Origin of the sequence: Micromonospora sp. A200 (genome assembly GCF_029893845.1) — a bacterium.
Lineage (GTDB): Bacteria > Actinomycetota > Actinomycetes > Mycobacteriales > Micromonosporaceae > Micromonospora > Micromonospora purpureochromogenes.
On the sequence record NZ_JARXXY010000003.1, the window covers coordinates 63444 to 89166 of the forward strand.

28 protein-coding genes and 1 pseudogene are annotated in these 25723 nt (G+C 74.3%); 21 read left to right on the forward strand and 8 right to left on the reverse strand.

The window, feature by feature from the left end:
- Nucleotides 1-5: 5 nt before the first annotated feature.
- A complete protein-coding gene (locus M2302_RS03920; protein WP_280836817.1) occupies nucleotides 6-791 on the reverse strand; it encodes a BTAD domain-containing putative transcriptional regulator in 786 nt (261 codons plus the stop codon).
- Nucleotides 792-1215: 424 nt separating this feature from the next.
- Here M2302_RS03920 and M2302_RS03925 point away from each other — a divergent pair, with 424 nt between their 5' ends.
- The 12 genes and pseudogenes from M2302_RS03925 (at nucleotide 1216) to M2302_RS03980 (ending at nucleotide 12179) form a co-directional block, all read left to right on the forward strand.
- Nucleotides 1216-1557, forward strand: a complete 342-nt coding sequence (locus tag M2302_RS03925; RefSeq protein WP_280836604.1) for a TcmI family type II polyketide cyclase — start codon at nucleotides 1216-1218, stop codon at nucleotides 1555-1557.
- Nucleotides 1554-3272 carry an acetyl-CoA carboxylase carboxyltransferase subunit alpha gene (locus M2302_RS03930; RefSeq protein WP_280836605.1) on the forward strand — a complete coding sequence of 573 codons (1719 nt, stop codon included), beginning with the start codon at nucleotides 1554-1556 and terminating at the stop codon, nucleotides 3270-3272. Before M2302_RS03925 ends, M2302_RS03930 begins: the two co-directional genes overlap by 4 nt.
- Nucleotides 3269-3808: an acetyl-CoA carboxylase biotin carboxyl carrier protein gene (gene accB / locus M2302_RS03935; protein WP_280836606.1), complete on the forward strand. Its 540-nt coding sequence runs from the start codon at nucleotides 3269-3271 to the stop codon at nucleotides 3806-3808. Before M2302_RS03930 ends, accB begins: the two co-directional genes overlap by 4 nt.
- Nucleotides 3809-3818: 10 nt before the next feature.
- Nucleotides 3819-5165: pseudogene (locus M2302_RS03940) on the forward strand (acetyl-CoA carboxylase biotin carboxylase subunit); the annotation flags it as partial.
- Between the two features lie 306 nt (nucleotides 5166-5471).
- A complete protein-coding gene (locus M2302_RS03945) occupies nucleotides 5472-6182 on the forward strand; it encodes an SRPBCC family protein (protein ID WP_280836607.1) in 711 nt (236 codons plus the stop codon).
- Nucleotides 6175-6579 carry a cupin domain-containing protein gene (locus M2302_RS03950; RefSeq protein ID WP_280836608.1) on the forward strand — a complete coding sequence of 135 codons (405 nt, stop codon included), beginning with the start codon at nucleotides 6175-6177 and terminating at the stop codon, nucleotides 6577-6579. Before M2302_RS03945 ends, M2302_RS03950 begins: the two co-directional genes overlap by 8 nt.
- Nucleotides 6576-7844 (forward strand): beta-ketoacyl-[acyl-carrier-protein] synthase family protein, encoded by a 1269-nt coding sequence (locus tag M2302_RS03955; RefSeq protein WP_280836609.1) that lies wholly within the window; start codon nucleotides 6576-6578, stop codon nucleotides 7842-7844. Before M2302_RS03950 ends, M2302_RS03955 begins: the two co-directional genes overlap by 4 nt.
- A 14-nt stretch (nucleotides 7845-7858) precedes the next feature.
- Nucleotides 7859-9109, forward strand: a complete 1251-nt coding sequence (locus M2302_RS03960; protein ID WP_280836818.1) for a beta-ketoacyl synthase N-terminal-like domain-containing protein — start codon at nucleotides 7859-7861, stop codon at nucleotides 9107-9109.
- A gap of 98 nt (nucleotides 9110-9207) precedes the next feature.
- Entirely contained in the window at nucleotides 9208-9528 is a 321-nt protein-coding gene (locus tag M2302_RS03965) for a multidrug efflux SMR transporter (RefSeq protein ID WP_154936427.1), read from the forward strand.
- A gap of 85 nt (nucleotides 9529-9613) precedes the next feature.
- On the forward strand, nucleotides 9614-10240 hold the full coding sequence (locus M2302_RS03970) for a TetR/AcrR family transcriptional regulator (RefSeq protein ID WP_280836610.1): 627 nt from the start codon (nucleotides 9614-9616) through the stop codon (nucleotides 10238-10240).
- A gap of 133 nt (nucleotides 10241-10373) precedes the next feature.
- Nucleotides 10374-11438 (forward strand): hypothetical protein, encoded by a 1065-nt coding sequence (locus M2302_RS03975; RefSeq protein WP_280836611.1) that lies wholly within the window; start codon nucleotides 10374-10376, stop codon nucleotides 11436-11438.
- Nucleotides 11439-11618: 180 nt separating this feature from the next.
- Nucleotides 11619-12179, forward strand: a complete 561-nt coding sequence (locus M2302_RS03980; protein WP_280836612.1) for a hypothetical protein — start codon at nucleotides 11619-11621, stop codon at nucleotides 12177-12179.
- Between the two features lie 19 nt (nucleotides 12180-12198).
- Here the strand turns inward: M2302_RS03980 and M2302_RS03985 are convergent, their stop codons facing one another.
- From M2302_RS03985 to M2302_RS04010, 6 genes are all read right to left on the reverse strand, one after another.
- A complete protein-coding gene (locus tag M2302_RS03985) occupies nucleotides 12199-12669 on the reverse strand; it encodes a hypothetical protein (RefSeq protein ID WP_280836613.1) in 471 nt (156 codons plus the stop codon).
- 114 nt (nucleotides 12670-12783) lie between these two features.
- A complete protein-coding gene (locus M2302_RS03990) occupies nucleotides 12784-12963 on the reverse strand; it encodes a hypothetical protein (protein WP_280836614.1) in 180 nt (59 codons plus the stop codon).
- Nucleotides 12960-13973 (reverse strand): peptidoglycan-binding protein, encoded by a 1014-nt coding sequence (locus M2302_RS03995; protein WP_280836615.1) that lies wholly within the window; start codon nucleotides 13971-13973, stop codon nucleotides 12960-12962. The genes M2302_RS03990 and M2302_RS03995 overlap by 4 nt, the downstream gene beginning before the upstream one ends.
- Complete coding sequence (locus M2302_RS04000) at nucleotides 13970-14509, reverse strand: hypothetical protein (RefSeq protein WP_280836616.1); 540 nt, start codon at nucleotides 14507-14509, stop codon at nucleotides 13970-13972. The genes M2302_RS03995 and M2302_RS04000 overlap by 4 nt, the downstream gene beginning before the upstream one ends.
- Entirely contained in the window at nucleotides 14506-15075 is a 570-nt protein-coding gene (locus tag M2302_RS04005; RefSeq protein ID WP_280836617.1) for a MauE/DoxX family redox-associated membrane protein, read from the reverse strand. Before M2302_RS04005 ends, M2302_RS04000 begins: the two co-directional genes overlap by 4 nt.
- A 6-nt stretch (nucleotides 15076-15081) precedes the next feature.
- A complete protein-coding gene (locus tag M2302_RS04010; protein ID WP_280836618.1) occupies nucleotides 15082-15789 on the reverse strand; it encodes a hypothetical protein in 708 nt (235 codons plus the stop codon).
- A 716-nt stretch (nucleotides 15790-16505) separates the two neighbouring features.
- Here M2302_RS04010 and M2302_RS04015 point away from each other — a divergent pair.
- Nucleotides 16506-17897: a class I adenylate-forming enzyme family protein gene (locus M2302_RS04015; RefSeq protein WP_280836619.1), complete on the forward strand. Its 1392-nt coding sequence runs from the start codon at nucleotides 16506-16508 to the stop codon at nucleotides 17895-17897.
- A gap of 35 nt (nucleotides 17898-17932) precedes the next feature.
- Here M2302_RS04015 and M2302_RS04020 read toward each other — a convergent pair whose 3' ends face one another.
- The gene (locus M2302_RS04020) at nucleotides 17933-18571 is read right to left on the reverse strand and encodes a 4'-phosphopantetheinyl transferase superfamily protein (protein WP_280836620.1); all 639 of its coding nucleotides are present in this window, start codon (nucleotides 18569-18571) and stop codon (nucleotides 17933-17935) included.
- A gap of 17 nt (nucleotides 18572-18588) precedes the next feature.
- Between M2302_RS04020 and M2302_RS04025 the strand changes: the two genes are divergently transcribed.
- From M2302_RS04025 to M2302_RS04060, 8 genes are read left to right on the forward strand one after another with little or no spacing between them, the layout of a single operon-like run.
- Nucleotides 18589-18855 (forward strand): acyl carrier protein, encoded by a 267-nt coding sequence (locus tag M2302_RS04025; protein WP_154936435.1) that lies wholly within the window; start codon nucleotides 18589-18591, stop codon nucleotides 18853-18855.
- Nucleotides 18855-19100: a hypothetical protein gene (locus M2302_RS04030; RefSeq protein ID WP_088961673.1), complete on the forward strand. Its 246-nt coding sequence runs from the start codon at nucleotides 18855-18857 to the stop codon at nucleotides 19098-19100. The genes M2302_RS04025 and M2302_RS04030 overlap by 1 nt, the downstream gene beginning before the upstream one ends.
- A complete protein-coding gene (locus M2302_RS04035; RefSeq protein ID WP_280836621.1) occupies nucleotides 19093-20265 on the forward strand; it encodes a beta-ketoacyl synthase N-terminal-like domain-containing protein in 1173 nt (390 codons plus the stop codon). Before M2302_RS04030 ends, M2302_RS04035 begins: the two co-directional genes overlap by 8 nt.
- On the forward strand, nucleotides 20262-20762 hold the full coding sequence (locus tag M2302_RS04040; RefSeq protein ID WP_280836622.1) for a beta-ketoacyl synthase chain length factor: 501 nt from the start codon (nucleotides 20262-20264) through the stop codon (nucleotides 20760-20762). The genes M2302_RS04035 and M2302_RS04040 overlap by 4 nt, the downstream gene beginning before the upstream one ends.
- Nucleotides 20759-22378, forward strand: coding sequence for a class I adenylate-forming enzyme family protein (locus M2302_RS04045; RefSeq protein WP_280836623.1), 1620 nt, complete (start codon nucleotides 20759-20761; stop codon nucleotides 22376-22378). The genes M2302_RS04040 and M2302_RS04045 overlap by 4 nt, the downstream gene beginning before the upstream one ends.
- Nucleotides 22375-23628 carry a beta-ketoacyl-[acyl-carrier-protein] synthase family protein gene (locus M2302_RS04050; RefSeq protein WP_280836624.1) on the forward strand — a complete coding sequence of 418 codons (1254 nt, stop codon included), beginning with the start codon at nucleotides 22375-22377 and terminating at the stop codon, nucleotides 23626-23628. The genes M2302_RS04045 and M2302_RS04050 overlap by 4 nt, the downstream gene beginning before the upstream one ends.
- Before the next feature lie 59 nt (nucleotides 23629-23687).
- Nucleotides 23688-24797, forward strand: a complete 1110-nt coding sequence (gene hppD, locus M2302_RS04055) for a 4-hydroxyphenylpyruvate dioxygenase (RefSeq protein WP_280836625.1) — start codon at nucleotides 23688-23690, stop codon at nucleotides 24795-24797.
- A complete protein-coding gene (locus M2302_RS04060; RefSeq protein ID WP_280836626.1) occupies nucleotides 24794-25723 on the forward strand; it encodes a phytanoyl-CoA dioxygenase family protein in 930 nt (309 codons plus the stop codon). Before hppD ends, M2302_RS04060 begins: the two co-directional genes overlap by 4 nt.

Sequence of the window (25723 nt, forward strand, 5' to 3'; positions counted from 1 at the left end):
GGCGGTCAGCCGCCCTGGGGCGCGACCCGGGCGGCCGGCGGTCGACCAGGGGGGTGGGGCCGCTCCCGGGTGGCGTCGCGGATCGGCGCGAGGGTGTCGTCGAGCAGCGCGGTCATCGCCGCGGAGGGCTCCAGCCGCAACTCCCGCAGCAGCAGGTCGCGGTAGACGTAGAAGGCGTGCACCGCCTCGAAGGCGTTGCCCTCGGCGAGGTGGATGCGCACCACCAGCCGGTGTGGCGTCTCCCGCAGCGGTTCGGCGGCCATCGCCTCCAGCGCGGCCTGCAGCGCCTCCCCGTGCCGCCCGGCCGCCAGGTGGTGGCCGGCCAGGTCCTCCAGCATGTGCAGGCGCAGCTGGCGCAGCCGCTCCCGGTCGCCGAGGACCCAGTCGTCGTACCAGCCGGGGAGCAGGTCGTGCCGGCCGGCGGCGAGCGCGGCGGACGGGTCCTCACCGTGGCGGACCCGGGCGGCCGTGCCGACCAGCGCGTCGACGTCGACCCGGACGACCGGGTCCAGTCGGACCGTGTCGCCGGCGGTGGTGAAGGGGCAGCACGGGTCCTGGCGCAGTCGCCAGAGGGCGGTGCGCAGGGAGGACAACGCCTTGTCCTCCGGCGCGTCCGGCCAGAGCAGGCCCGCGAGGTGGCTGCGGGTGGCGCCCGGGCGCAGCGCGATCAGCGCGATGACCCGTTGCAGCCCGCGGGGGACCACGATCGGGGTGTCGCCGTGCAGCAGCCGGAAACCGCCGAGCAGGTGCAGCGAGATGTCCGTGCCGGGTGGGCGCCCGGTCGTCGGCATGGACGAATCAGCGGCCACGGCGGCACCCCCTGCGGAACGCGCGTCCCGACTCCTCGTGTGTCCCGGTGCGGCACCCGTGACCGCACTGTCGGGTCGCTGCGCCGTGGCGGTGTCGCCACAGCCACCGGGCTGACCGTGACGAAGATTATCAATTGTGGTCACTCTCGGTCAATGTCGAGGTTCCGACCGGCGCTCGCCACGCTCAACCATGAAACCCCTTCTGAACTGTGCGCACGCCGTGGTCGCGGCCCGTGCACCGCACAGCGGATACACAGCTTGCGTCAACGCACCGTCACGATGCGACAGCGTCGGTCGGTGCCCGCCGGTGACGCCGGCGTGACGCCGCCGCGCGCATCGTGTCGGCAGTCGTCCGGCTCGCGGCGCGGTCCACACCGCGCCGGCGGCCGTGGGGGGAGGCCCATCCATGGACCGTTCGCTGATCGTCGCGAAGGTGGTACCCAGCGCCGAGGCGCAGGTCGCCGAGATCTTCGCCGAGTCCGACGCGACGGAGCTGCCGCGCCTGGTCGGTGTCCGGCACCGTTCGCTCTACCGGCTGCACGACCTCTACGTGCACCTGTTGGAGACGGAGGCACCGACGCCGGGCGCGGTCGAGGCGGCCCGGGGGCATCCGGAGTTCCAGCGGGTCAGCGTGCGGCTGCGCCCGTACATCTCGCCGTACCTGCCGACCTGGCGGGAGCCGCGCGACGCGATGGCCCACTGCTTCTACCGCTTCGACGCGGACGCCCCCGTCGGGCGGCGGCCGTGACCGCCACCGCCCCCCGGGAGGGGGAGCTGTGGTCCCGCTGCGCCGGCTGCGCCTCGCTGCTGTACCGCAAGCGGCTGCGCCGCAACCTGGACGTCTGTCCGGAGTGCGGGGAGCACGCCCGGCTCGCCGCCCCCGAGCGGCTGCGCCAGCTGGTGGACCCGGACTCGTTCACCCCGCTGCCGGACCGGGCGGCCGAGGTGGACCCGATCGACTTCGTCGACGTGCTGTCGTACCCGCACCGGCTCAGCGCGGCCCGGGCCGGCACCGGGCTGGCCGAGGCGGTGGTCTGCGGCACCGCGACCATCGGCCGGCACCCGTGCGCGCTGGCCGTGATGGACTTCCGGTTCCTCGGCGGCAGCCTCGGCGCCGCCGTCGGTGAGCTGATCACGCGGGCGGCGGAGCGGGCGCTGGAGGACGCGGTCCCACTGGTCCTGGTGACCGCCTCCGGCGGGGCGCGGATGCAGGAGGGCGCGCTGTCGCTGATGCAGATGGCGACGGTCAGCCAGGCGATCGCCGCGCTGCGCGAGGCCGGGCTGCTCACCGTCAGCGTGCTCACCGATCCGACGTACGGGGGAGTGGCGGCGTCGTTCGCCACCAACACCGACCTGGTGCTCGCCGAGAGCGGCGCCCGGATGGGCTTCGCCGGTCCCCGGGTCATCCGCCAGGTCACCGGCCGGGAGCTGCCGGAGGGCTTCCAGACCGCGGCCTTCCTGCTGCGGCACGGGCAGGTGGACATGGTGGTGCCCCGGCACGCCCTGCGCGGGCGGCTGGTGGCGCTGCTCGCCGCCGCCCGGGCCGGCCGCCGCCCGGGGCCGCGTCCCGCCGTACCCCGGCAGGAGCCGGCACCCGCCGCGCGCCCGGCCGCCGTCGCGGATCCGCCGGTGGTCGACGCCGCGCCGGCCGACGCCTGGGAGACGGTACGGCTGGCCCGGCACCCTGGTCGACCGACCACACTGGACTACCTGGACACCGCGTTCGAGGGGTTCGTCGAGCTGCACGGCGACCGGCTGGGCGGGGACTGCCCGGCGGTGGTCGGCGGCGTGGCCCGCCTCGACGGCCGGAACCTGATGGTGATCGGCCACCAGAAGGGCCACACCACCGGCGAGCTGGTGGCCCGCAACTTCGGCATGGCCAGCCCGGCCGGGCACCGCAAGGCGCTGCGGCTGATGCGGCTCGCCGCCCGCCTCGGCCTGCCGGTGGTCACCCTGGTGGACACCCCGGGGGCCGACCCGGGCGTGGCCGCGGAGGAGCAGGGGCAGGCGGCGGCGATCGCGGAGAACATCCTCTCCCTCAGCATGCTGCCCACCCCGGTGGTCGCGGTGATCACCGGTGAGGGCGGCAGCGGCGGGGCCCTCGCGCTGGCCGTCGCCGACCGGGTGCTGATGCTCCAGCACGCCGTCTACTCGGTGATCAGCCCGGAGGGCTGCGCGGCCATCCTCTGGCCGGACCGCGGGGCCGCTCCGCAGGCCGCCCGCGCGCTGCGGCTGACCGCCCCCGACCTGTGCCGGCTCGGCGTCGTCGACGACCTCGTCCCCGAGCCGGTCCCGGCGGCGCACCACGACCCGGAGGCGGCCGCCCGCGCGCTGCGGGAGGCGGTGCTGGCGCACCTGCTGCCGCTGCTCGACGTGCCGCCGGCCACCCTGGTGCGCCGCCGTCGCCAGCGCTTCCGGCGCTTCGGCGCGGCCCGCGCCGGCGCCCGGGCGGGTGCCCGGTGAGCGCCGGGACGGTCCCGGCCGGCGCGCCGTCGGCCGCCGACGGCGCGGAGGCGGCGCACGAGGTGGACGCCGTGCTGGCCGGCCTGCGCCGGCACGCCCGGCAGCTCGTCGCCGAGGTCGCCGGCCCGGTACGCCGGGTGCGGCTGCGCAGCGGCGACACGGTGCTGGAGGTGGAGTGGCACGAAGCCGCCGCCGGGCAGGGGGTCGCCGCGATGGAGACCGGCCGCGCTCCCGACGCCCCGGCGATGGCCCCCGTGGCCCCGCCGCCGGCCCCCCGGCCCGCCCCGCCGGCCGGCCGGATCGAGGTGCGCTCGCCGATGGTCGGCACCTTCTACCGGGCGCCCGAGCCGGGCGCCGCGCCCTTCGTCACCGTCGGTGACCTGGTCCGGCCCGGGCAGGTGGTCGGCATCGTCGAGGCGATGAAGCTGATGAACGAGGTGACCGCCGAGCGGGCCGGCCGGGTGGCCGAGGTCCTGGTCGACGACGGTCGACCGGTGGAGTACGACCAGCCGCTGGTCGCGCTGGACCCGGCCTGAGGTGGTGGGGATGTTCGAGAAGGTGCTCATCGCCAACCGGGGTGAGATCGCGCTGCGGGTGCTGCGCGCCTGCCGCGAACTGGGCGTGCGGACGGCGGTGGTCTACTCCACCGCGGACGCCGACTCGACCCCGGTCCGGCTGGCCGACGAGGCGGTCCTGATCGGACCGGCGTCGAGCCGGCGCAGCTACCTCAACGCCGCCGCCATCGTGGAGGCCGCCCGCCTGGTCGGGGCGCAGGCCGTGCACCCCGGCTACGGGTTCCTCTCCGAGGACGCCGACTTCGCCGAGATCTGCGCCGACAACGGCCTGGTCTTCATCGGCCCGCCGCCGCAGGTGATGGCCGCGCTCGGGGACAAGTCCTCGGCCCGGGCGCTGATGAGCCGGGCGGGGCTGCCGTTGCCGCCGGGCAGCGTCAGCCCGGTGCCGACCGCCGAACGGGCCGCCGAGGTCGCCGCCGAGGTGGGCTATCCGGTGATCGTGAAGGCGGCGGCCGGCGGTGGCGGCCGGGGGATGACCGTGGTCCGCTGCCCGGCCGAGCTGCCCCGGGCGTACGCGCGGACCCGCGCGGCCGCGCAGGCCGCCTTCGGCGACGACCGGGTGTACGTCGAGCGCTACCTGACCGAGGCCCGGCACGTCGAGGTGCAGTTGCTCTGCGACGGGCACGGCAACGGCGTGCACCTGGGCACCCGGGACTGCTCGGTGCAGCGGCGGCACCAGAAGCTGGTGGAGGAGGCCCCCGCGCCGGCGCTGTCCGCCCGGGCGCTGGAGACGATCGCCGAGACCGCCCTGCGCGGCGCGCTCGAGGTCGGTTTCACCGGCGCCGGCACGATGGAGTTCCTGGTGGACGCCGAGGAGGCGTTCCACTTCCTGGAGATCAACTGCCGGATCCAGGTCGAACACCCGGTCACCGAGATGATCACCGGGATCGACCTGGTCCACGAGCAGCTGCACATCGCCGCCGGGCTGCCGTTGCGGCTGCGGCAGGAGGACGTCCGGCCGCACGGGGTGGCGGTGGAGTGCCGGGTCAACGTCGAGGACCCCGACCGCGACTTCGCGCCGACACCGGGCCGGCTGGAGCGCTTCCTGCCGCCCGGCGGCCCGTTCACCCGGGTCGACACCCACGGGCACCCCGGCTACGTCGTCGGGCCGTACTACGACTCGTTGCTGGCCAAGGTGGCAGTTTGGGCGCCGGACCGGGAGCTGGCGTTGAACCGGCTGGAACGCGCCCTGGAGGAGTTCGACATCGCCGGGCCGGGGGTGCGCACCACCATCCCGTTCGTCCGGCGGGTGCTCGACGACCCCGCCTTCCGCAAGGGCCGCTACACCACCGCCCTGGTCGACCGCCTGCTCGCCGAAGGGCAGCCGGCCCGGACCACCCCGCCGCCGCCCACGGTCACCGTTCCGCCCGATGCCTGCCCGCCGGCCGGGTCGGGCGCACCACCGGCATCGTCGCCCGGAGCCGGCGCGCCCCGGTCCGAGGCCGGTGCGCCGGCCGCAGCGCCACCCCCGGCGCTGCCCGCCGCGCGTCCCGCCGTCGTCGGGGCCGCGCTCCCGGCACGACCCGGCGGGACCGTACCCGGCCCCCGCCCCACCGCCCGTCCGGTCGCCGCCACCGCGGCACCGGCCACCGACCAGTCCTGACCGCTTCCGAGGAGGACCCCGATGACCGTCACCCACGGCCAGCCGCTCACCACCGAGATCACCGACATCCTGGTGGCGCACTGCGGCCTGGACGCCGACGCGGCCGCCCGCGCCCCCGCCGCCTCGCTGGAGGAGCTGGGCATGGACTCGCTGGCCCTGCTGGAACTCTCCGCCGTGGTGGCCGACCGGTGGCGGGTGCAGATCCCCGAGCAGGCCGGGCAGCTCAGCATCCCCGCCGTCGCCGACCTGGTCGCCCGCCGCGCCCAGCCACCCGGCCACACCGAGAACAGCATCGTCATCGCCGCGCCCCTGCCGCTGGTCTGGGAGATCACCAACGACGTGGCGCACTGGACCGACCTGTTCACCGAGTACGCCGCGGTGGAGATCCTGCACCGCGAGGGCGACACCGTCCGCTTCCGGCTCACCATGCACCCCGACGAGAACGGGATCGCCTGGAGCTGGGTCAGCGAACGCACCGCCGACCCGGCCAGCCGCCAGGTGCGGGCGCACCGGGTGGAGACCGGGCCGTTCGAGTACATGCGCATCCACTGGCGCTACACCGAGGAACCCGAGGGCGTCCGGATGACCTGGGTGCAGGACTTCGCGATGAAGCCGACCGCGCCGGTGGACAACGCCGGCATGACCGCCCGGATCAACGCCAACAGCCGGGTGCAGCTGGCCCTCATCAAGGAGCGGATCGAGCGGGCGTACGCGGGAGGCGACGATGAGTGACATCACCACCGGGCTGGTCGCCGCCCGCGACGTGACCGCCGACCGGCGGCGCGGCGGGGAACTGCGGGTGCTGCTGGGCCCGAAGACCGTGGGCAGCACCTCGGGCTTCATGGGGGTGGCGGCGCTGGCGTCCGGGGAGCGGATCGCCGAGCACTACCACCCCTACAGCGAGGAGTTCCTGTACGTCGCGCGGGGTGCCATCACCGTCGACCTGGACGACGAGCCGGTGGAGCTGGCGGCCGGCGAGGCGCTGTTCGTGCCCCGCAACGTCCGGCACCGGCTGCGCAACACCGGAGACGAGCCCGCCGAGGTGGTCTTCCACCTCGGCCCCCTCGCACCCCGCCCGGAACTCGGCCACGTCGACACCGAACTGGTCGAGCAGCGGGGCGCGTCGTGACCGGGCGCCGCACGGTCGTCACCGGCGTCGGGGTGGTCGCGCCGGGCGGCGCCACCCGGGACAGGTTCTGGAAGACCATCACCGAGGGGCGGACGGCGACCCGGCGGATCAGTTTCTTCGACCCGTCGCCGTTCCGCTCCCAGATCGCCGCCGAGTGCGACTTCGACGCCGACGCCGCCGGGCTCACCCTCGCCGAGCGGCAGCGCGCCGACCGGTACGTGCAGTTCGCCCTGGCCTGCTCCGCCGAGGCGCTGGCCGACAGCGGCCTGGACCTCACCGACGCCGACCGGCAGGTGACCGGGGTGGTGCTGGGCACCGCCGTCGGCGGCACCATGGCCCTGGAACAGGAGTACGTCCGGGTCAGCGACGCCGGCCGGCACTGGCTGGTCGACCACTCCCTCGGCGGGCCGTACCTCTATGCGGCGCTGGTGCCGAGCAGCCTGGCCGCCGACGTGGCCTGCCGGCACGGGCTGCACGGCCCCGCCCAGGTGGTCTCCACCGGCTGCACCTCCGGCATCGACGCCATCGGCTACGCCCACCAGCTGATCGTCGACGGCGAGGCCGACGTGGTGCTCGCCGGTGCCGCCGACTCGCCCATCTCCCCGGTCACCGTCGCCTCGTTCGACGCGATCAAGGCGACCAGCCCGGACAACGACGACCCGGCGCACGCCTCCCGGCCGTTCGACGCCGACCGGCACGGCTTCGTCCTCGCCGAGGGCGCCGCGGTGCTGGTGCTGGAGGAGTGGGAACACGCCCGTCGGCGCGGCGCGCACGTCTACTGCGAACTGGCCGGGTACGCCAGCCGCAGCAACGGCTTCCACATGACCGGGCTGCGGCCCGACGGGGTGGAGATGGCGCTGGCCGTCAGCGACACGCTGCGGCAGGCGCGGCTGTCCCCGTCGGACGTCTCCTACATCAGCGCGCACGGCTCCGGCACCCGGCAGAACGACCGGCACGAGACGGCGGCGTTCAAGCGGGCGCTCGGCGAGGCCGCGTACCGGGTGCCGGTCAGCTCGATCAAGAGCATGGTCGGGCACTCGCTCGGCGCGATCGGCTCGATCGAGATGGCCGCCTGCGCCCTGGCGATCGAGTACGGCGTGGTGCCGCCCACCGCCAACTGGGCCACCCGGGACCCGGAGTGCGACCTGGACTACGTGCCCAACGTGGCCCGGGAGACGCCGGTGGACGTGGCGCTCTCGGTGGGCAGCGGCTTCGGCGGCTTCCAGTCCGCGATGCTCTTCCGCCGGCTGGCGGTGGCGGCGTGACCGGCCCGGGCGGGGTGAGCGCCCGGGCGGTGGTCACCGGCATCGGGGTGGTGGCGCCCAGCGGCATCGGCGTCGACGCGCACTGGCGCACGGTGCGCGACGGCATCCGGCGCACCGGCCCGATCACCCTGTTCGACCCGGCGAGCTACCCGACCCGGGTCGCCGGGGAGGTGGCCGACTTCGACGCGGCGGTGTACGCCGACAACCGGCAGCTGGTGCAGACCGACCGGTGGACCCACCTGGGCTTCGCCGCCACCCGGCTGGCGCTGGCCGACGCCGGCCTGCCCGAGCGGGCCCCCGATCCGTACGGGTGGGCGGTCACGCTGGCCAGCTCGTCGGGGGGCAACCTGTTCGGGCAGCGGGAGCTGCAACGGCTCTGGGGCGGGCCGTCCCGCACCGTCGGGGCGTACCAGTCGATCGCCTGGTTCTACGCCGCCAGCGTCGGACAGCTCTCCATCCACCACCAGTTCAAGGGACCGTGCGGGGTGCTGGTCGCCGAGACCGCCGGCGGCCTGGACAGCCTCGCCCACGCGGTGCGCACCGTGCGCCGGGGCACCCCGGTGGTGATCGCCGGGGCGACCGAGTGCCCGCTGAGCCCGTACGCGCTGGCCTGCCAGCTGCGCTCCGGGCTGCTCAGCGACGTCGCCGACCCGGAGGCGGCGTACCGGCCGTTCGACCGCTCGGCCGGCGGGTACGTGCCCGCCGAGGGCGGGGCGGTCTTCGTGGTGGAGGAGCTGGGTCACGCGCTGGCCCGAGGTGCCCGGATCTACGGCGAGGTCAGCGGGTGGGGGGCCACCCACGACGCCGCGCACACCGGCCCCGACAGCGCCGGCGACCCGGACCAGTACGCCCGGGCGATGCGGCTGGCCCTGGGCCGGGCCGGCGTCACCGCCGACGAGGTGGACGTGGTGCTGCCCGACGCGCTGGGCGTGCCCCGCTACGACCGCGGTGAGGCCGAGGCGCTGCGGGCCGTCTTCGGTGACCGGCCGCCGCCGGTGACCACCCAGAAGCCGCTGACCGGCCGGGCCCACCAGGGCGGGTCGGCGCTGGACGTGGCCACCGCGCTGCTCGCCTTCCGGCACGACGAGCTGCCCGCGTCGGCCGGCCCTCGTGAGCCGGCGCCCGGCTGCGAGCTGGACTTCCTGCGTACGCCCCGGCAGCCGCGCAACCGGGTCGCCCTGGTGGGCGCGCGCGGCTTCGACGGGTTCAACAGCGCGCTGGTGCTGCGCGGGGCGCCACCGGCGCCGAGAGCGGCGGGGGAGTAGGGACCACGGCCGCGCCGACGCCGGTCGCCGCGCGGTGGTCGTGCCCGCCCGCCCCCGAGGTGACCCGCTGCCGGCCGGGATGGCGGAGGATCGCGGGCATGGCGTACCTGTTCCTGCTGCTCGCGATCTCCGCCGAGGTGTTCGGCACCAGCCTGCTCAAGGCCACCGACGGGTTCACCCGGCTCTGGCCGACGCTCGGCCTCGCCGGGTCGTACCTGGCGGCGTTCCTGCTGCTCGCCCTGGCGGTGCGGGACATCCCGGTCGGGGTGGCGTACGCCGTGTGGTCGGGGCTCGGCACCGCGGCGATCGTGGCCATCGGCGCGGTCTTCCTCGGCGAGCCGCTGAGCGTGACCAAGGTGGTCGGCGTCGGCCTGGTCATCGCCGGCGTCGTGGTGCTCAACCTCGGCGGCGCGCACTGAGGACGGTGCCGCGGTCGCGGATCCGGATCAGGTGGCCCTCCGGCGGAGCGGGCCGGTGCAGGGCCGCGGCACTAGGCTCGGGGCCATGCAGGACGCCGCCCTCCACGGCGCCCAGGTGCCCTCCCGCGACGCGATTCTCGACGCCGCCACGGCACTGATGGCGCGGCTCGGCTACGCCGGCACCTCGATCTCGAAGATCTCCGCCGCCTCCGGGTCACCGGTCAGCTCGATCTACTGGCACTTCGGCAGCAAGGACGGGATCTACCTCGCCGTGCTCCGCCGGGCCCGCCAGGACCTCGTCGGCTCGCTCCCGGGGACCCGGCCGGCCGGCGACACGGTGCGGGAGCGGCTCACCGCGTTCCTCGACGGTGCCGGCGCCGCGTTCGAGCATCATCCACACGACCTACGGCTGGTGCTCGGTCTCGGCATGCTCGAGGAGGGCATGGGTGCCGCGGCCATCGCGGAGCTGCGGCAGTACCGGTTGGCCCTGCGGCAGTGGGCCACTGATTCGCTCGGCCACGTCTTCGGCCTCGCCGACCGCCCGGCCGTCGCCGACGAACTCGCCCGTTTCATGCTGAGCGTGGTCGGCGGGACCTCGATGGCGCGCTGGTTCGACGGTCCGGTGACGCCGCTGCCGGTACAGCAGCTGTGCGTCGCCCTGCTGGCGCTCGCCCGCCATCATGGGCTGCCGGTGGACGAGGATCGGGCGTAGGCAGGCACGACTTCCGGCTCGGGTGCGAGCCGGGCACCCGGTGCGTGCCGTCAGCGGCGGTGTCGTAGCACCCTGCCCCGCACCAGGTGCAACCCGGAAGCCGGCCCGCCATCCATTGACATCAATCGCTGCGGTGGCCATCCTGTCAGCAGGCAGTTACCGAACGGTCAGTAGCCATATATGTCCGGATGTGGCGCCGTTTGGGGGCAGCCAACCGAAGGAGGACATGATGTCTGTCCGTAGGCTGACATTGACAGTGGCTCTCGCGGTCGCCGTCGCCGCTACCGCGGTCGTCGACATCCCGGTGGCGAGCGCCGGGGACAGTCGCGAGCAGCAGGTCGACGCGACCGAGACGAGGACCATCCGGTACGGTCCGTGGACTCTTCCCGCCGCCACCGGCCACACCCACGACGAGATGGGCACCACCGGGAACCGCCTGGACCTCAACATCGCCAAGCCGTGCGTGCAGTGCATGCTGACGGCGATCAAGCCGAACCTGGTGTACGAGGACGGCCGGAACGCGAACGTCAACACCGGTCCGATGCTGCACCACGCGGTCATCGGCCAGTTCGGCGAGCCGGACCTGGTGTGCCGTCTCGGCGGGCTGGGTCCGAAACGCGTGTTCTCGACGGGCAACGAACGGACCCCGGTGACGTTGCCCGCCGGCTACGGCATGCGGATCGACTCGGGCGACCGCTGGAGCATGGTGTACGACCTGATGAACCATGCCCACCAGGAGAAGAGCGTCTACATCTCCCTCGAGTACACCTATGTCACCGGCGAGGCCGCGCGGCGACTGACGCCGGTCACCCCGATGTGGTTGGACGTGGTCAGCTGCCTCAACCCCACCTTCGACGTCCCCGCCGGAAGTACCACCCGAACCGCACGGTGGACGTCGACGGTGAGCGGTCGGATCGTCTACCTGAAGGGTCACCTGCACCACGGCGGCAGGACCATCACGACCACCAACGTCACCACGGGTCAACGAATATGCGCGGTCACCGTGGTATCAGGTGGCTCACCGGAGTTCATCGACCCCCACGGCAACCCCGAGATCTCCAGCGCCCCACCCTGCACCGGCTCTCCGATCACGACCATCCGCCGGGGTGATGTCCTGGAGGTCGCGGCCCACTACGTCGCCGACCATCCCCACGAGAACGTCATGGGCATCATGACCGGCTGGATCGCCAAGGGCTGACGGCGCGGTCGACGGACGTCGGGTGGGCGGGCCGGCGCGGTGCACGGCCCGCCCACACCCCTCCGGCGTCATCCACCGACCTCGCCCCCCGGCCGGTGGGTCGGACGGGGCGTACCCGGAAAGCGCGCAACCACCTCGGGACACCCCGATGTACCACGGTTCCGACCTGCGGAGAGTGCCATGTCAGCTCTGGATGGGAGCGCCCCCGTCACCCGGTTGCGCCGCTCCCGGCCCTGGCGTCGGACCACGTGCTACCTCCTGGCCCTGTTGGTTGTCTGGACGGCGGTCTTCCTTGTCGCCCCGCACCTGCGCACCAGTGCGAGCGTTCGGCAGGTCGCGCTCTTCGCCCACCTCGCCGCGATGGTGCTGGGCTTCGGCGCGGTGTTGACGCTGGACTGGTTCGCGCTGATGTGGCTGCTCCGACGCCGGGAGCTGGCGACCGTCGTGCAGGTCGCGTACGGCGTCCACACGCCGGTCTGGCTCGGCCTGGGTGGCCTGACGGCCAGCGGTGTGGTTCTCGCCCCCGACACGTCCGCACCGTGGACCGTCGTCAAGCTGGTCGCGGTGCTGGCCGTGGCGATCAACGGTCTCTGCGCGCGGCAGGTGCAGGAGCGGCTGGCGGAACTGGACGGAAACGCCCCACCGCGCGGGGTCCTGCTGGCGGCGACCCTGGTCATGGTGACCTCCCAGGCCGGCTGGTGGACCGCCACCGCCGTCGGATTTCTCAACGCTCAGCAGTGAAGGTGAGTTGCCATGGCCACTACAACTGGTGCAGGAAGAGCAGGCCGAAGGTGGCGGCGAGCGCGGCGCATCCGGTGACGGTGATGGTGCGAAGTCGTGCGGGCAGGTCGGCGTCCCAGCCTTCGACCGCCCCGGAGGCGCGGCGGATGAGCGGGGTGGCGGCGCGCCCCACGCCGAAGCCGACACCGGCGAGTGCGGCGAGCTGCAGGCGCTGACCGGCGAGCAGGACCGCGACCGCGAGCACGTACGGGGCGGTGGCCGACAGGTACGTCCGTACGCCGGTGCCGAGTTCGAATCCGAATCGCAGCGCTCCGCGCCGCGGGCTGGGCCGCAGCACGTCCTGCGGCACCTGACGGGCATTCTGCGGCAGGGGGATGCGCACCACCTTGGCGTCCCGGAGCACTCCGAGCAGCGCCACCGCCACGGCGGCCGCGTACCGCCAGGACACCGGCAGCGGCGCCGACAGCCCGGAGAGCGTCCCGAGTACCACGCCGCTGAGCAGGCCACCGGCGAGCAGCCCCAGGACGAACAGGGTGAGGAGCCTTCCCTGCGGATGCCGATCTCGCCGCCCGGGCGAGGCTAGCGCGTACGCGCTGTTGCGGGTTCAAACCGAGCCGGAGAGCGTGTAGCCGGCCAGCCCGCCGACCACCGCCCAGGTGAGCACGTGCCCGGCGGTGGCGGCGAGCAACGCGCCGGCGGTGAGCAGCAGGACGGGTACGAGTGGGTCGGTGGCCCAGCGGCGCAGCCGCCGAACGGGTCGTACGGGTGGCGACTGACCCGTCATACGGCGCCGCCGGTGAGCGTACGCCAGGTGCTCTGCCCGACGACGCCGTTGACGGCGAGCCCGTTCTGCCGCTGGAAGTCCCGTACCGCGGAGTCCGTCCCCGAACCGAAGACCCCGTCGACAGTCAACCCGTACGCGTGCTTGTTGAGTTGCCGCTGCACGCCACGCACGACGTGTCCGGCGTACGGACGGTGCACGGTGGCCCCGACGATGGGCAGCCGCGGCCGGGGGTCGACCTCCCGGCTCAGCGTGATTCCGCCGGTCGACACGGTGGCCACGAGGACGGGCCAGGTCTGGGCGTCGACGACGCCGGTCGCCGGGATTCCCCGGGCCGACTGGAACTGCTTCACCCTGGTCTCGGTGCCGCTGCCGAAGACGCCGTCCACAGTGGCGGCATAGTGCCACGCGGTCAGCAGGTGCTGCACCGTGTAGACGTTCGGGCCGGACTGGCCACGCCTGGTGCTGGGCCAGCCGACCGAGGTGAGGCAGCCGCAGTGGGTGTTCCAGCGGCAGATCGACCGCACCCAGCCCGAGCTGGTCTGCCGGTACCCGTCGTGGCAGCGGCGCTCCACCGAGCAGGCGCACGCGCCGCACGCGCCCTGGTAGCGCCAGAGCCAGCCGTCGTACGTGCCGGCGTAGCACTGGTTCGGCCGCAGGATCCAGGTCGTGCCGTCGTTCTTGTGGAAGCCGGTGTTCGTCCCGCTGGTGTTGCAGGCGGCGGCGAAGATCGGGCTCGGACCGCAGCCGGGGGAACAGTTCTGGTCGCTGGCGTAACTGGGGCAGCTGCCGTAGATGTCGTATCCGTCGGCGTAGGCGCGGCGGGCCGCCGGGAAGATGCTCAGCGCGGCCATGCCCAGCGCGGTGCCGGCCTGCAGCACTGTGCGGCGGGACAGCGCCCAGGACATGGTCAGGCCACTTCTGGCCCGGCTCGCCGCCGGCCGCCGCCGGGACGCGGTGCCGGTACCCGGGTCCGTTCCCCGCAGCGCGGGCACCGCGTCGAGGGTGATCATCGCGTGCCTCCCCGTCGAATCGAGTGGACGGTGTCGTCGCCGGACAGGTTGTCGACCTCGTCGAGCAGGTGGCGCAGCGCCACCGCGGAGCCGACCGGCTCGGACCGTCGGATCCGGCCGGTCGCGTCGATCACGACCGCGAACGGGGTGGCGATCGCGTCGTACCGGTCGAACAGGTCCGCCTGCTCGCCGAGAACGGTCATCGGCAGGTCCGCCGCCCGTGACGGGACGGTGTCGCGGTAGAGGACCCGAAGCACGACGTCGGTCCGGCGGATCTGTTCGGCGGCCGCGTCGAGCAGGTGGTCGCAGGTCGCGCAGCCGGGATCCAGAAAGAGCAGGACCAGGGTGGCCGGGGACGGCGGTGCCAGGTCGCGGAACCGGGGCGCCGGCGAGCCCGGCCGCAGGCCGACGGACCCGGGCCGGCCGACGGTGCCGGTGGACAGGGCGTGCACCTGACGTACCAGGCCGGACACCACGAGGGCCAGCAGCAGGATCGCGATCCAGCTCAGGATCAGCGCGCTCGTCTGGAAACTCATCCGGGTACGCCTCCTCGGGTCGCCCGGGCCGCCGGCCGGTCCGGGGTCGGGTCGTGCATGGCGGCGGGCAGGTGCGCCAGGAGCGCGGTGAACGTCGCCGCGGCGAGCAGGACGATGGTGAGTGAGGCGCCGGCTCGCCCCACCGGCACGACCGCGCCGGACAGAAGTGATCCGAGCAGAGCCAGGCCGGCGAGCGTGGCCGCGCGCGCCACCACCCAGCCGGTCATCGGCACTTCGACCCGCGAGCACCCGCAGGGGACGGCCCGCCCGGTCGACCGGACGTACCGGCCGTAACCCACGTACGTGGCGAGCAGCGCGACGCTGCCGGCCAGGACCACGCCCAGCAGCCGGCCACCGTCGTCGCGGAGCAGGGCGACGACTCCGGCCACGCCGAGCAGGCCCTCGGCCGCGATGACCACCGCCGCGACGGTGGACGGCGCGGGAACCACCCGGTGGGCGGCCAGCGCCGTCGACAGCGCCGCCGGCTTCGAGAGGTGCTCACCGCAGGCGAGGAGCAGGGTGAGCAGCACGGTGTACGCCGCGACGCTGGCCACCAGAGCGGACACGACGACCTACTCGGCCGACTGGACGCGTAGCCCGTCCACCAGGTCCGGTACCCGGTCGAGCACCGTGTCGGCCAGTGGCAGCACGGTCACCCAGGTGTCCGCGGCGGCGAGTACGAAGTAGGGCCTGCCGTCCGAGAGCGTGTCCCGGAAGAGTTCTCCCGCCCGGGTCCGCAACCCTCGCCACGACGGCAACTGTCGCGTGCGCTCCGCGGTGAGCGGCGTCATGTCCAGCAGGCCGAGCCCGGGCACCTGCTTGATCACGATTGCCGGCGCCGCGAACCGGCTGCCGACCCTGGTGTCGGGGCGCACGGTGACGCCGTCGTCGTGCTCCGTGATCCGCAGTGTCCGCAGCATCGCGAGCAGCTGCGCGGTCGAGGCGCCGTACAACTGGGTGAGGAAGCAGTACCGGCGCCCTCGCCACGCCGCCACCAGCCGGTCCTCGGTCAGCCGGATCTGCGCGTCGTACGACCGTGCGCGTGCCGTCAGCAGGGTGCCGCCCTGATAGGTCAGCTTCTCGTCGAAGTCGTCGACGCCGAGCGCCTGTGCCACTTCGTCGGCCAGGCCGACCGAGCCGCCCGTGAACTCGTGCCGCCGGCCGGCGATGGTCAGCTCGACCACCGAGGTGAACGGCGCGCTGAAGTCGAGTGGGCCGCTGAGCCGGAACCGCCGGCCGTCCATGGCGCGGTGTGCGACAGATGCCTCCGCGGCTGCCATCCCCACCACCTCCCCCCGTGGGTGCGGCATGTGGTGGCCTCACATCATCCGCGCTACAACTATCTCTGACAAGCCCAATGTGCCTGCTGGCGTCGCCGCACCCTCCGGGGATCACTCATGCCGGCGGTTCTGCTCGCTCTCCCGGCTGTCGTCATTCCGTCATCAATTTCCACCCGGATTCCGCTTAGGCCGGAGCGGGAAAAGCCGATGAGCGTACGGATATTTCCAGCAGAGGACCGACACGTCCGCTTCGAGCGACAACTGTCCAGATCGTGCCGTGCCGCATGCCGCGCCGTAGCGACGGCTGTCCTGTCGCGACCGGCGGTGTGGGCGGCGTCGGGCTCGGTGCGCCGCCGCCGTTCCGGCGGATCGGCCGGGGCGCGCACATCTCGGGGAACCGAGCCCTGCTCCGTCGCTGAGTGGTGTGTGACCAGGCCGAAAGGCCGAGCCCGAGGCGGTCACCGGCCGCGGCGGCGCCTCGTCGTCGACGCCGCGCGCACGACGGTTCGGCCGGCGGAGTCCCGACCCGGCGGACGCGCCTGATCCTGCCTGTCCGATCGAGTGTCGGCAATCCGGCCGGCCGCTCTTTCTGATCTAGCCATTTGCATCTAGCAATGGGTTTCCGGCCTGTCGTAGTGTTCCGACAGCACCCCGAAAGACGCACCTGATGGGCGGATTCCGCCCTATTCGACGCTGGGCGGTGGGCGGTAGTGACCATGGATCGTCCGACGGAAGATTCTACGGCGACAGACCCGGGTTGGGTCGACGAAATATTGTTAACAGGCCGTTCGACTGACGTCTGTCTTCGTCTGCCGGAGCCGGTCGACCGGGGCACCCTGCGTCGCCTGGTGGGTGAGGCGCAGGCCCGTCTCGCCGCGGCCGGACTGCGCCCCGGCGGCGCCGCCGCGCTGCGGCTGCCGCCGTCGCTGGCGTACGTGGTGAACCTGCTGGCGACCTGGCGCACCGGCGCCCAGGCGGTGCTGCTCGACCACCGGCTCACCGACCACGAGGTGGACCGGGCGCTGGAGCGGCTCACCCCGCAGGTGGTCGTCGCGCCGGTGCGCACCGGCGGCGGCGCGCTGCGGATCTTCGTCGACGTCACCGAGGGCGTCACGGCCCACTCGGACGCCCCGGCCACCAGCGGCCACGCGGTGATCCAGCTCAGCTCCGGCTCCACCGGACCGTCCAAGGTGATCGGCCGCACCGCGGCGGACCTGGTCGCCGAGGTGCGCCGCTACACCCGGATCGACGGGGTGGCGCTGCCCGGCGAGCGGATCATCCTGCTGCCGTCCATGGTGCACGTGCTCGGCCTGGTCGGCGGCCTGCTCTACGGCCTGCACGCCGGCGTGGAGCTGGTCCCGCCGGAGCGGCTCGGCGGCGACGCGATCCTGGCCGCCGTCGCCGCCCAGGACACCCCGGCCACCGTGCTCGGCGTGCCCTTCCACATCGGACTGCTTGCCTCCACCCGACCGGACGGCCCGCTGCCGCAGTTCAAGCGGATGACCACCGGCGGGGAACTGGTCCCGGCCGCCACCGCGCAGGCGTTCGCCGACCGCTTCGGCGTCCCGCTGGGCAACATGTACGGGATGACCGAGGTCGGGGTGATCGGCACCGACCTGTACGGACGGCACCGCCCCGCGATCGCGCCCGCCCCCGGCATCGAGGTCCGGGAGTCCGGCGGCGAGCTCTGGGTGAGCTGCCCGGCGTCGCCGTACGTGGGCCTCAGCGACCCCACCCGCTGGGCCGACGGCTGGCTGCACACCCGCGACGCCGGCACCGTCGACCCGGCGACCGGCCTGGTCACCGTCAAGGGCCGGCTCGACTCGCAGGTCTCCGTCGGCGGGATGAAGGTGGACCTCACCGAGGTCGAGGCCACCCTCACCGGGCTGCCCGGGGTGGCCGCCGCCGTGGTCGTGTACGACGACGGCATCACCGCATACGTGCAACCCGACGGCCCGCTGTCGGAGGAGGTGCTGGACAAGCTGCTCGCCGAGCGGCTCGCCGGCTACAAGCGCCCCCGCACCCTGCACCTGGTCGACCAGTTGCCCCGGACCACCACCGGCAAGCTGGTCCGCTCGGTCACCGCGCTGCGGGCGGCGGCCCCGTGACCGGGCCGCTCGGCGAACACCCGGGCACCGGCCCGCTACGCCAACCGCACCGACACCTCGACCTCGCCGTGGGCGGCCGGATCCGGGCCGGCGCCCGGACACCCGTCGACCGCAACCGCCAGCACCAGCCCGGCGCCGCACCCCGGATGACCGACCTGGACGCCGGCCCGGTCGGGCAGCGGGCGCAGCAGCTCGCGCGGATGCTCGGGCACCGGCATCAGCCGGCGCAGGCCACCGGCGCGCAGCCCCCGGCCCAGCGCCTTGCCGACCGCCTCCTTGGCCGTCCAGAGCAGCAGGAACGCCTCGACCCGGGCGGCGTCCGGCAGGTCGCCCAGCCAGGCCGCCTCCGGCGGGGCGTACCAGCGGTGGGCCAGCGCCAGGGCGGGCAGCGGGCGGCGCCGCTCGACGTCCACCCCGACCGGACCGGCCCGCCGGGCGGCGACCACCACCACGCCCTCGGCGTGGCTGACGCTGACCGGCAGCGACACGGCACCGGCCCGCACCCAGGGCCGCCCGTCGGGCCGGCGGCCCACCCCGACCTCCCGTTCCGCCCGGCCGAGCAGCGTGCACCCCGCCCGCCGCAGCAGCCGGCGCGCCACCTCCGGCCGACCGCCGGGGGCAGCGCTGACCCACACGTGCACGGTGTCCCGACCGGACACCGGTAGCTCGCCCACGAAGAGAGGTTAAAGCCATGCGCGACGAGGTCCGCACCTTCGTCATCGAGCAGCTCGAGGACATGAACTACGACGTGGAGGGGATCGACGACGAGACCACCCTCGGCCCGTCCGGGGTCGACCTGGAGTCCCTGGCCCTGGCCGACCTGTCCGTCCGCGTCGAGGACCGGTACGGCCTGAAGTTCGCCGACGACGAGTCGGAGAAGCTGGCCCTGATGACGGTCGGCGAGTTCACCCGCATGGTCGCCGACCGGGTCGCCGGGTCGACCAGCGACAACCGCTGATGTCCGGTCAGCCCGACCTGGGGCGAGCTGACCTGGTGAGCATGCTCGCCGAACTGACCGCGAAACCCGTCGACCAGGTGCCGCACCGGGTCGGCTCGATGGAACTCGCCTGGCTCGTGCACCTCGTCGAGCAGCGCTACGACCGGCGGCTGGACCTCACCGACGACCAGCTCGCCGGGATCCGCACCGTCGACGACGCCCTGGCGGTGTTCCGCACCTCCCTGACCAGCCCCGCAGATGGTTGAGCGGGAGCCCGTACCGATCGTCGGCAGCTACGCCGTCAGCGCCCTGGGCAGGGGCGCCGACGCCCAGCTCGCCGGAGTGCTCGCCGGCACGCCGGCGTTCCGGCCGGTACGTCGCTTCGACACCACCGGCCGCCGGGTGACCGTCGCGGCCACCCGGCCCGACGTCGGGACCCTGCCGGACGAGCTGGCCGACGCGATCGACGCGGCGTGCCGGGCCGCCGGCCTGGACGCGACGGCCCGGGCGGAGTCCGCCCTGCTGCTGGCCACCCACGGCGGGCCGCTGACCCAGCCCGTCGCCTTCGCCGCCGACCGTCCGCTCACCGGACCCGACGGCGGGGCCGCAAGCGGCGCCGAGGTCGAGGTGCCGGCGCTCGCCGGACACCTGGCCCGCCGGTGCGGCCTCGGCGGGCCGACCCGGACCTACACCAGCGCCTGCGTCTCGGCGAGCACGGCGGTCGCGGACGCGGCCACGATGATCGGCCGCGGCGACGTCGCACGGGTGGTGGTCGCCGCGGGCTATCTGGTCGAACCGGACCAGTTCGCGCTCTTCGACGCCGGCCGGGCGCTCGCCGCCGACGGGGCGGTCCGCCCGTTCAGCGCCGGCCGGCAGGGGCTGCTGCTCGGCGACGGGGTGGCCGCGGTGGTGCTGGAGTCCGCCGGGGCGGCCCGTCGCCGGGGCGTCCCGCCGGTCGCCACCCTGCGCGGGTGGGGCCGGACCGGCGACGCGTACCACCCGTGCCAGCCGGACCCGCAGGGGCGGGGACTGGCCCGGGCGGTACGGGCGGCCCTGCGCCGGGCCGGGCTGGACGCGGCGGCGGTCGGCTACGTCAACGCCAACGCCACCGGCACCGGGTTCAGCGACGCCTCCGAGGCGGCCGCGTTGCGGCTGGCGCTCGGCGAGCACGCCGGCCGGGTGCCGGTCAGCTCCACCAAGTCGGTGCACGGACACGCGCTGGAGGCCTCCGGCCTGCTCGAACTGGTCGTCACCGTGCAGGCGCTGCGGCACGGGAAGCTGCCGGTCAACGCCGGCTGGCTCGGCCCCGACGAGGCGTGCCCGCTGGACGTGGTCACCGACGCGCCCCGGCCGGTCGGCACCCCGTACGCGCTCAGCCTCAACGCCGCCTTCGGCGGGGCCGACACCGCGCTGCTGGTGGCCGCGCCGTGAGCGCGGTGCTGGCCGAGGCGCGCTGGCCGGAGCCCGGCGACGGGCCGCCGCCGGCGCTGCCCGGGTTCGTGCACTCGCCGTTCGCGCCGCTGGTGGCGGCGGTGGCCGACCGCTGCCTGACCCGCCGGTACGGGACGCGCCCGGCGCCGGCGGGCACCACCCGCGCGGTGGTGCTGGTCAGCGCCGCCGGTGACCGGCCGAGCGCCGCGCACGTCCGCGCCACGGTCGCCGCCGGTGGCCGGGTCGGGCCGCTGTTCTTCTTCCAGTCGGTGCCGAACAGCGTGGCCGGGCACGTCGCGGCGCGCTGGGGACTGGACGGCCCGGTGGTGTGCCTGAGCCCCACCGGTGACCCGCGCCCGGACGGCCTGGCCCAGGCGGACCTGCTGCTGTACGACGGCGACGCCGACGAGGCGTTGCTGGTCCTGATGGAGGAGGCACCCGACGGCACGCCCACCGGGGCGGTCGCGGTGCTGCTGGGGGGAGGAACGAGGCAATGAGGACGAAGGGACTGCGCGGGGCGCTCGCCGCCGACACCGCGCTGGGTGCCGGCAACGTGCTCGCCCGGGTGCTGGCGTACGGGGCCGACCCGACGGGACCGGGGTTGACCTTCGACACCCCGGTCGACGGGCACCCCGCCGAGCGGCCGCTGACCCTGGGTCAGCTCGACGAGCGGGTCGCCGCCCGGGCGGCCTGGCTGCACCGGCGCGGCGTGCGGCCGCGCGACCCGATCGCGGTGTGGGCCACCGGCGCCGCCGACATGGTGCTCAGCTTCCTGGCGCTGACCCGGCTCGGCGCGATCCCCGCGCTGATGAACGGCAAGCTCCGCCCGGAGGTCGCCGCCGAGTACATCCGCCGGCTGCGCGCCGCCGGGGTGCTCGCCGACGCCGCGCACACCGAGGCCCTCGCGGGACACGACCTGGGCGCGCCGCTGCTCGGGCAGCCCGCCGAGGCGGGCGCGGGTGACCCGGCCGACGCGCCGCCGCACTACCGCCACCACGACTCCGACCCGATCGTCATCACCCACACCTCCGGCACCACCGGGGTACCGAAGGCGGTGCTGCACTCGCACGCCAGCCTCTTCGCCGCCACCCGGCACCTGCTGTCCATGCCGCAGGCGCAGGGCACCAACCGGATCCTCAACGCGCTGCCCGCCCCGCACACCGCCACCGTGCTGATGGTCAATCAGGCCCTGGGCAACCGGGCGGAGATGCTGCTCCTGTCCGAGCAGGGCGGCGAGCGGGTACTCGACGCGATCCAGCGCTGGCGCCCGGACGGGGTGTTCGGCTTCTCCGTCACCTGGGCGGAGCTGGCCCGCTTCGACCTGTCCGGGTACGACCTGGACTCGGTGCGGCTGTGGTTCAACACCGGCGACTGCTCGCACGAGCCGCACGTGCGGCGCCTCGTCGCGGTCGGCTCCCGGGACACCGTCACCCGCGACGGCGTGGTGCGGGTGCCCGGCTCGGTCTTCATCGACGGGCTCGGCTCCAGCGAGATGGGCCACTCGATGTTCCACATCACCCACACCGCCGACACCGACCGGTACGGCCGCTGCGTCGGCCGCCCCTACCGGTTCACCAACGTGGCGGTGCTCGACCTCGACGGCAACGAACTGCCCCCCGGCGAGGTGGGCTGGCTGGGCATCGAGTCGCCGTCGCTGTTCCGCGGCTACTGGAACGACTCGGTGACCACCTACCGGTCCCGGCTGCGCGGCTGGTACCTGACCGGCGACCTGGTGTACGCCGACGCCGAGGGCCGCTACTACCACCTGGACCGGGCCGTCGACTCCGTCGAGCTGGCCGACGGGCGGCGCTTCTTCACCGCGCTGTCGGAGGAGCGCATCCTCGCCGCCTGCCCCGAGGTCACCGACTGCACCGTGGTGATCGTCAAGCAGGACGACGGCACCGTCGTCACCGACGTGCTGCTGGAACTGGCCGCCGGCGCCGACCCGGACGCCGACCGCACCGAGGCGGTCCGGGCGGCGCTCGGCCCGGACGTCGGCGCGACCCTGCGCCGGGTGGTGCCGGTCGCCTCCGCCGACATCCCGGTGACCGTCACCGGCAAGGTACGCAAGGTGGCGCTGCGCGAGCGCTACCTGACCGAGTCGCCGTCATGACCGCCGTCATCACCGGGATGGGGCTGTTCAGCCCCGTCGGGCGGGGCGTGGCGGCCACCTTCGACGCGCTGACCAGCGGGAAGTCCGGGCTGGCCCGGCCGCCCGAGGGGCACCCGGCCCGGGAGTCGCTGGAGGTCGCCGGGCTGCTGCCGCCGATCGACCCGCGTACGGTCGCCGCCGGCCCGGAGACCAAGGTGCTCGACCGGATCGTGGTGCTGGCGCTGCTCACCGCCGCCGACGCGCTCGCCGACGCCGGCATCGAGGTGGGCCGGGACGTCGACCCGGCGCGGATCGGCGTGATCGTCGGCGGGGTGGGCGGGATGTCCACCCTGGAGACCCAGGTGGTGGCGCGTGCCGCCCGGGGGCGGGCGGCGGTCAGCCCGTACCTGCTGACCGGGATCCTGCCGAACATGCCGTCGGCGCGGATCGCCATCGCGCACGGCATCCGCGGCTACAGCTCGGCGGTCGGTACGGCGTGCGCCTCCGGCGCCCAGTCGGTCGCCGACGCGGTCCGGCTGATCCGGTGCGGGGAGGCCGACGTGGTGCTCTGCGGGGCCAGCGAGGCGCCGCTCTTCCCGACCTTCGCCGACACCTTCGGCAACGCCCGGGCGCTGGCCCGCGGCTGGGACGACCCGACCCGGGCCAGCCGGCCGTTCGACAGCCGGCGCAACGGGTTCGTCCTCGCCGAGGGGGCGGCGCTGCTGGTGCTGGAACGCGCCGAGCACGCCGCGGCGCGCGGCGCCACCGCCTACGCCGAGGTGGCCGGGTACGGCGCGACGACCGACGCGTACCACCCGACCGCGCCCCGACCGGACGGCGCGGGCGCGGCCGAGTGCATGCGGCGAGCGCTGGCCGGCGGGGGAGTGTCGGCGGGGGACGTCGGCTACGTCAACGCGCACGGCACCGGCACCAAGCTCGGCGACATCGCCGAGACCACCGCGCTGGCGACGGTCTTCGGCGCCGGCGGGGTGCCGGTCAGCTCCACCAAGGCGCTCACCGGACACCTGCTCGGCGCGTCCGGGGTGGTCGAGGCCGCCGCCTGCGCGCTGGCCCTCGGGGCGGGGCTGCTGCCGCCGACGTACCACCTCGACGACCCCGACCCGGACTGCCCGGCGGACCACATCCGGGTGGAGCCCCGGGCGACGGGGACGGAGTTCGCGCTGACGAACTCGTTCGGCTTCGGCGGCCAGAACGTCAGCCTGCTGCTGCGGCGCACCGCCGGGGCGCGGGCCGCCGGGCCGCACAGGTGACAACCCGGGCCGTACGCGCCCGGACCGCACTCACGGGGGGACATGGGGAAGGGCTGGAGATGGACATCCGTGGAATAGACCACATCGAACTGTACGTGGGGGACGCGCGGCAGGCCGCCTTCTACTTCGGCACCGCGATCGGCTTCCACCTGCGGGGCCAGGGGGGACCGGAGACCGGGCTGGCCGGGCAGCGCTCGCTGCTGCTCGGCCAGGGCGACATCCGGATGCTGCTCACCTCCGGGCTGACCGCCGGGCATCCCGCCGCGACGTACGTGCAGCGGCACGGCGACGGGATCGCGGTGGTGGCGCTGGAGGTCGGCGACGCCGCCGGGGCGTACGCGGAGCTGGTGGCCCGGGGTGCGACCGGGGTGAGCGCGCCGCGGACGTGGACCGGCGCGGACGCCGAGGTGGTGACCGCCGAGGTCGGCGGCTTCGGTGACGTGCTGCACCGGCTGGTGGAGCGGCGCGGCGACCGGGCGGAGTTCCTGCCCGGGGCGGTGGAGACGACGCCGCCGGTCACCGACGACGACAAGCTGCTCGCCGAGATCGACCACCTGGCGGTCTGCGTGCCGCCGGGGCAGCTCGACGAGACCGTCGCGCACTACCAGCGGGTCTTCGGCTTCGCGCAGATCTTCGAGGAGCACATCGAGGTCGCCGGCCAGGCGATGAACTCCAAGGTGGTGCAGAGCCGGTCCGGGCGGATCACCCTGGTGCTGCTGGAACCGGACGCGGGCCACCGCCCCGGCCAGATCGACGCGTTCCTCACCGCGCACCACGGCGCCGGGGTGCAGCACCTCGGGCTGCGCACCGACGACATCGTCACCGCCGTCGGGGCGCTGACCGAGCGGGGGGTGTGCTTCGCCGGCACCCCCGCCGCCTACTACGACGACCTGGAGCGGCGGGTCGGCCCGGTCGACGCGCCGCTGGACCGGCTGCGCGACCTGAGCATCCTGGTCGACTCCGACCACGGCGGGCAGCTGTTGCAGATCTTCACCGAGTCGATGCACGTGCGCCGCACCCTCTTCCTCGAACTGATCGAGCGGCGCGGGGCGCGCACCTTCGGCAGCGGCAACATCAAGGCGCTCTACGAGGCCAAGGAACGGGAGCTGGCCGCGGCGGGGGCAACCCCCGCCGTCGTGGCCGGCACGGCACGAGGGGTTGGGGCATGACCACCACGGAGTTCCATCCGACGCTGACCGCCGAGGAGGAGGCGCTGCTCCCGTCCGACGAGGACGTGCGCCGCTACGCCGAACACGGCTGGTACCTGTCGAAGAAGCTGCTCACCGACGAGGAGGTGGACGCGCTCACCGCCGCCGCCGACCGCTACTACGGCGGCGAGCGGGACCGCCGCCTGCCGGTACGCCCGCCGAAGCTCGCCTACTGGGAACCGGCCAAGGGCCCGGTGCAGCGGCACAACGACTACGTCCACCACGAGCACGACGGGCTGGCGGCGATCCTGCGCAAGCCGCTGATCGGGGCGGTCGCCGCCCGGCTGGCGCAGGCCGACGAGATCCGCGTCTTCCAGTCCACGCTGATCTACAAGCCGCCGATCTCCGGCGAGCCGTCCAACATCGTGCCCTGGCACTTCGACAAGCACTACTGGGCGTCCTCGTCGTCGGAGAAGATGCTCACCGCCTTCATCCCGTTCCACGACTGCGGCGAGGAGATGGGCACCATCACCATGGTCGACGGCTCGCACCGGTGGCAGGAGATCGGCGCCGACGACACCGTCGTACGGCACTTCGCCGACCGGGACCGCGACCAGCTCGAGGAGATGCTGGCCGAGAACGCCGCGTACAACGGCGCGGAGATCCGCAAGATCCCGATGATCATCCCCAAGGGACACATGAGCTTCCACCACTGCCGCACCTACCACGGCAGCGGCGCCAACGTCAGCGGCCGCCCGCGCCAGGCGATCTCGCTGCACCTGCAGGACGGCGACAACGCCTGGCGGGAGTATCCGCTCTCCGACGGCACGCTCGCCGCGTACAACCACGACGTGCTGGTCCGCCGCACCCACGAGGGGCGGCCCGACTACGCGGACCCCGAATACTGCCCGGTCATCTGGCGCGACCGCGCCCAGCAGGGAGGCTGA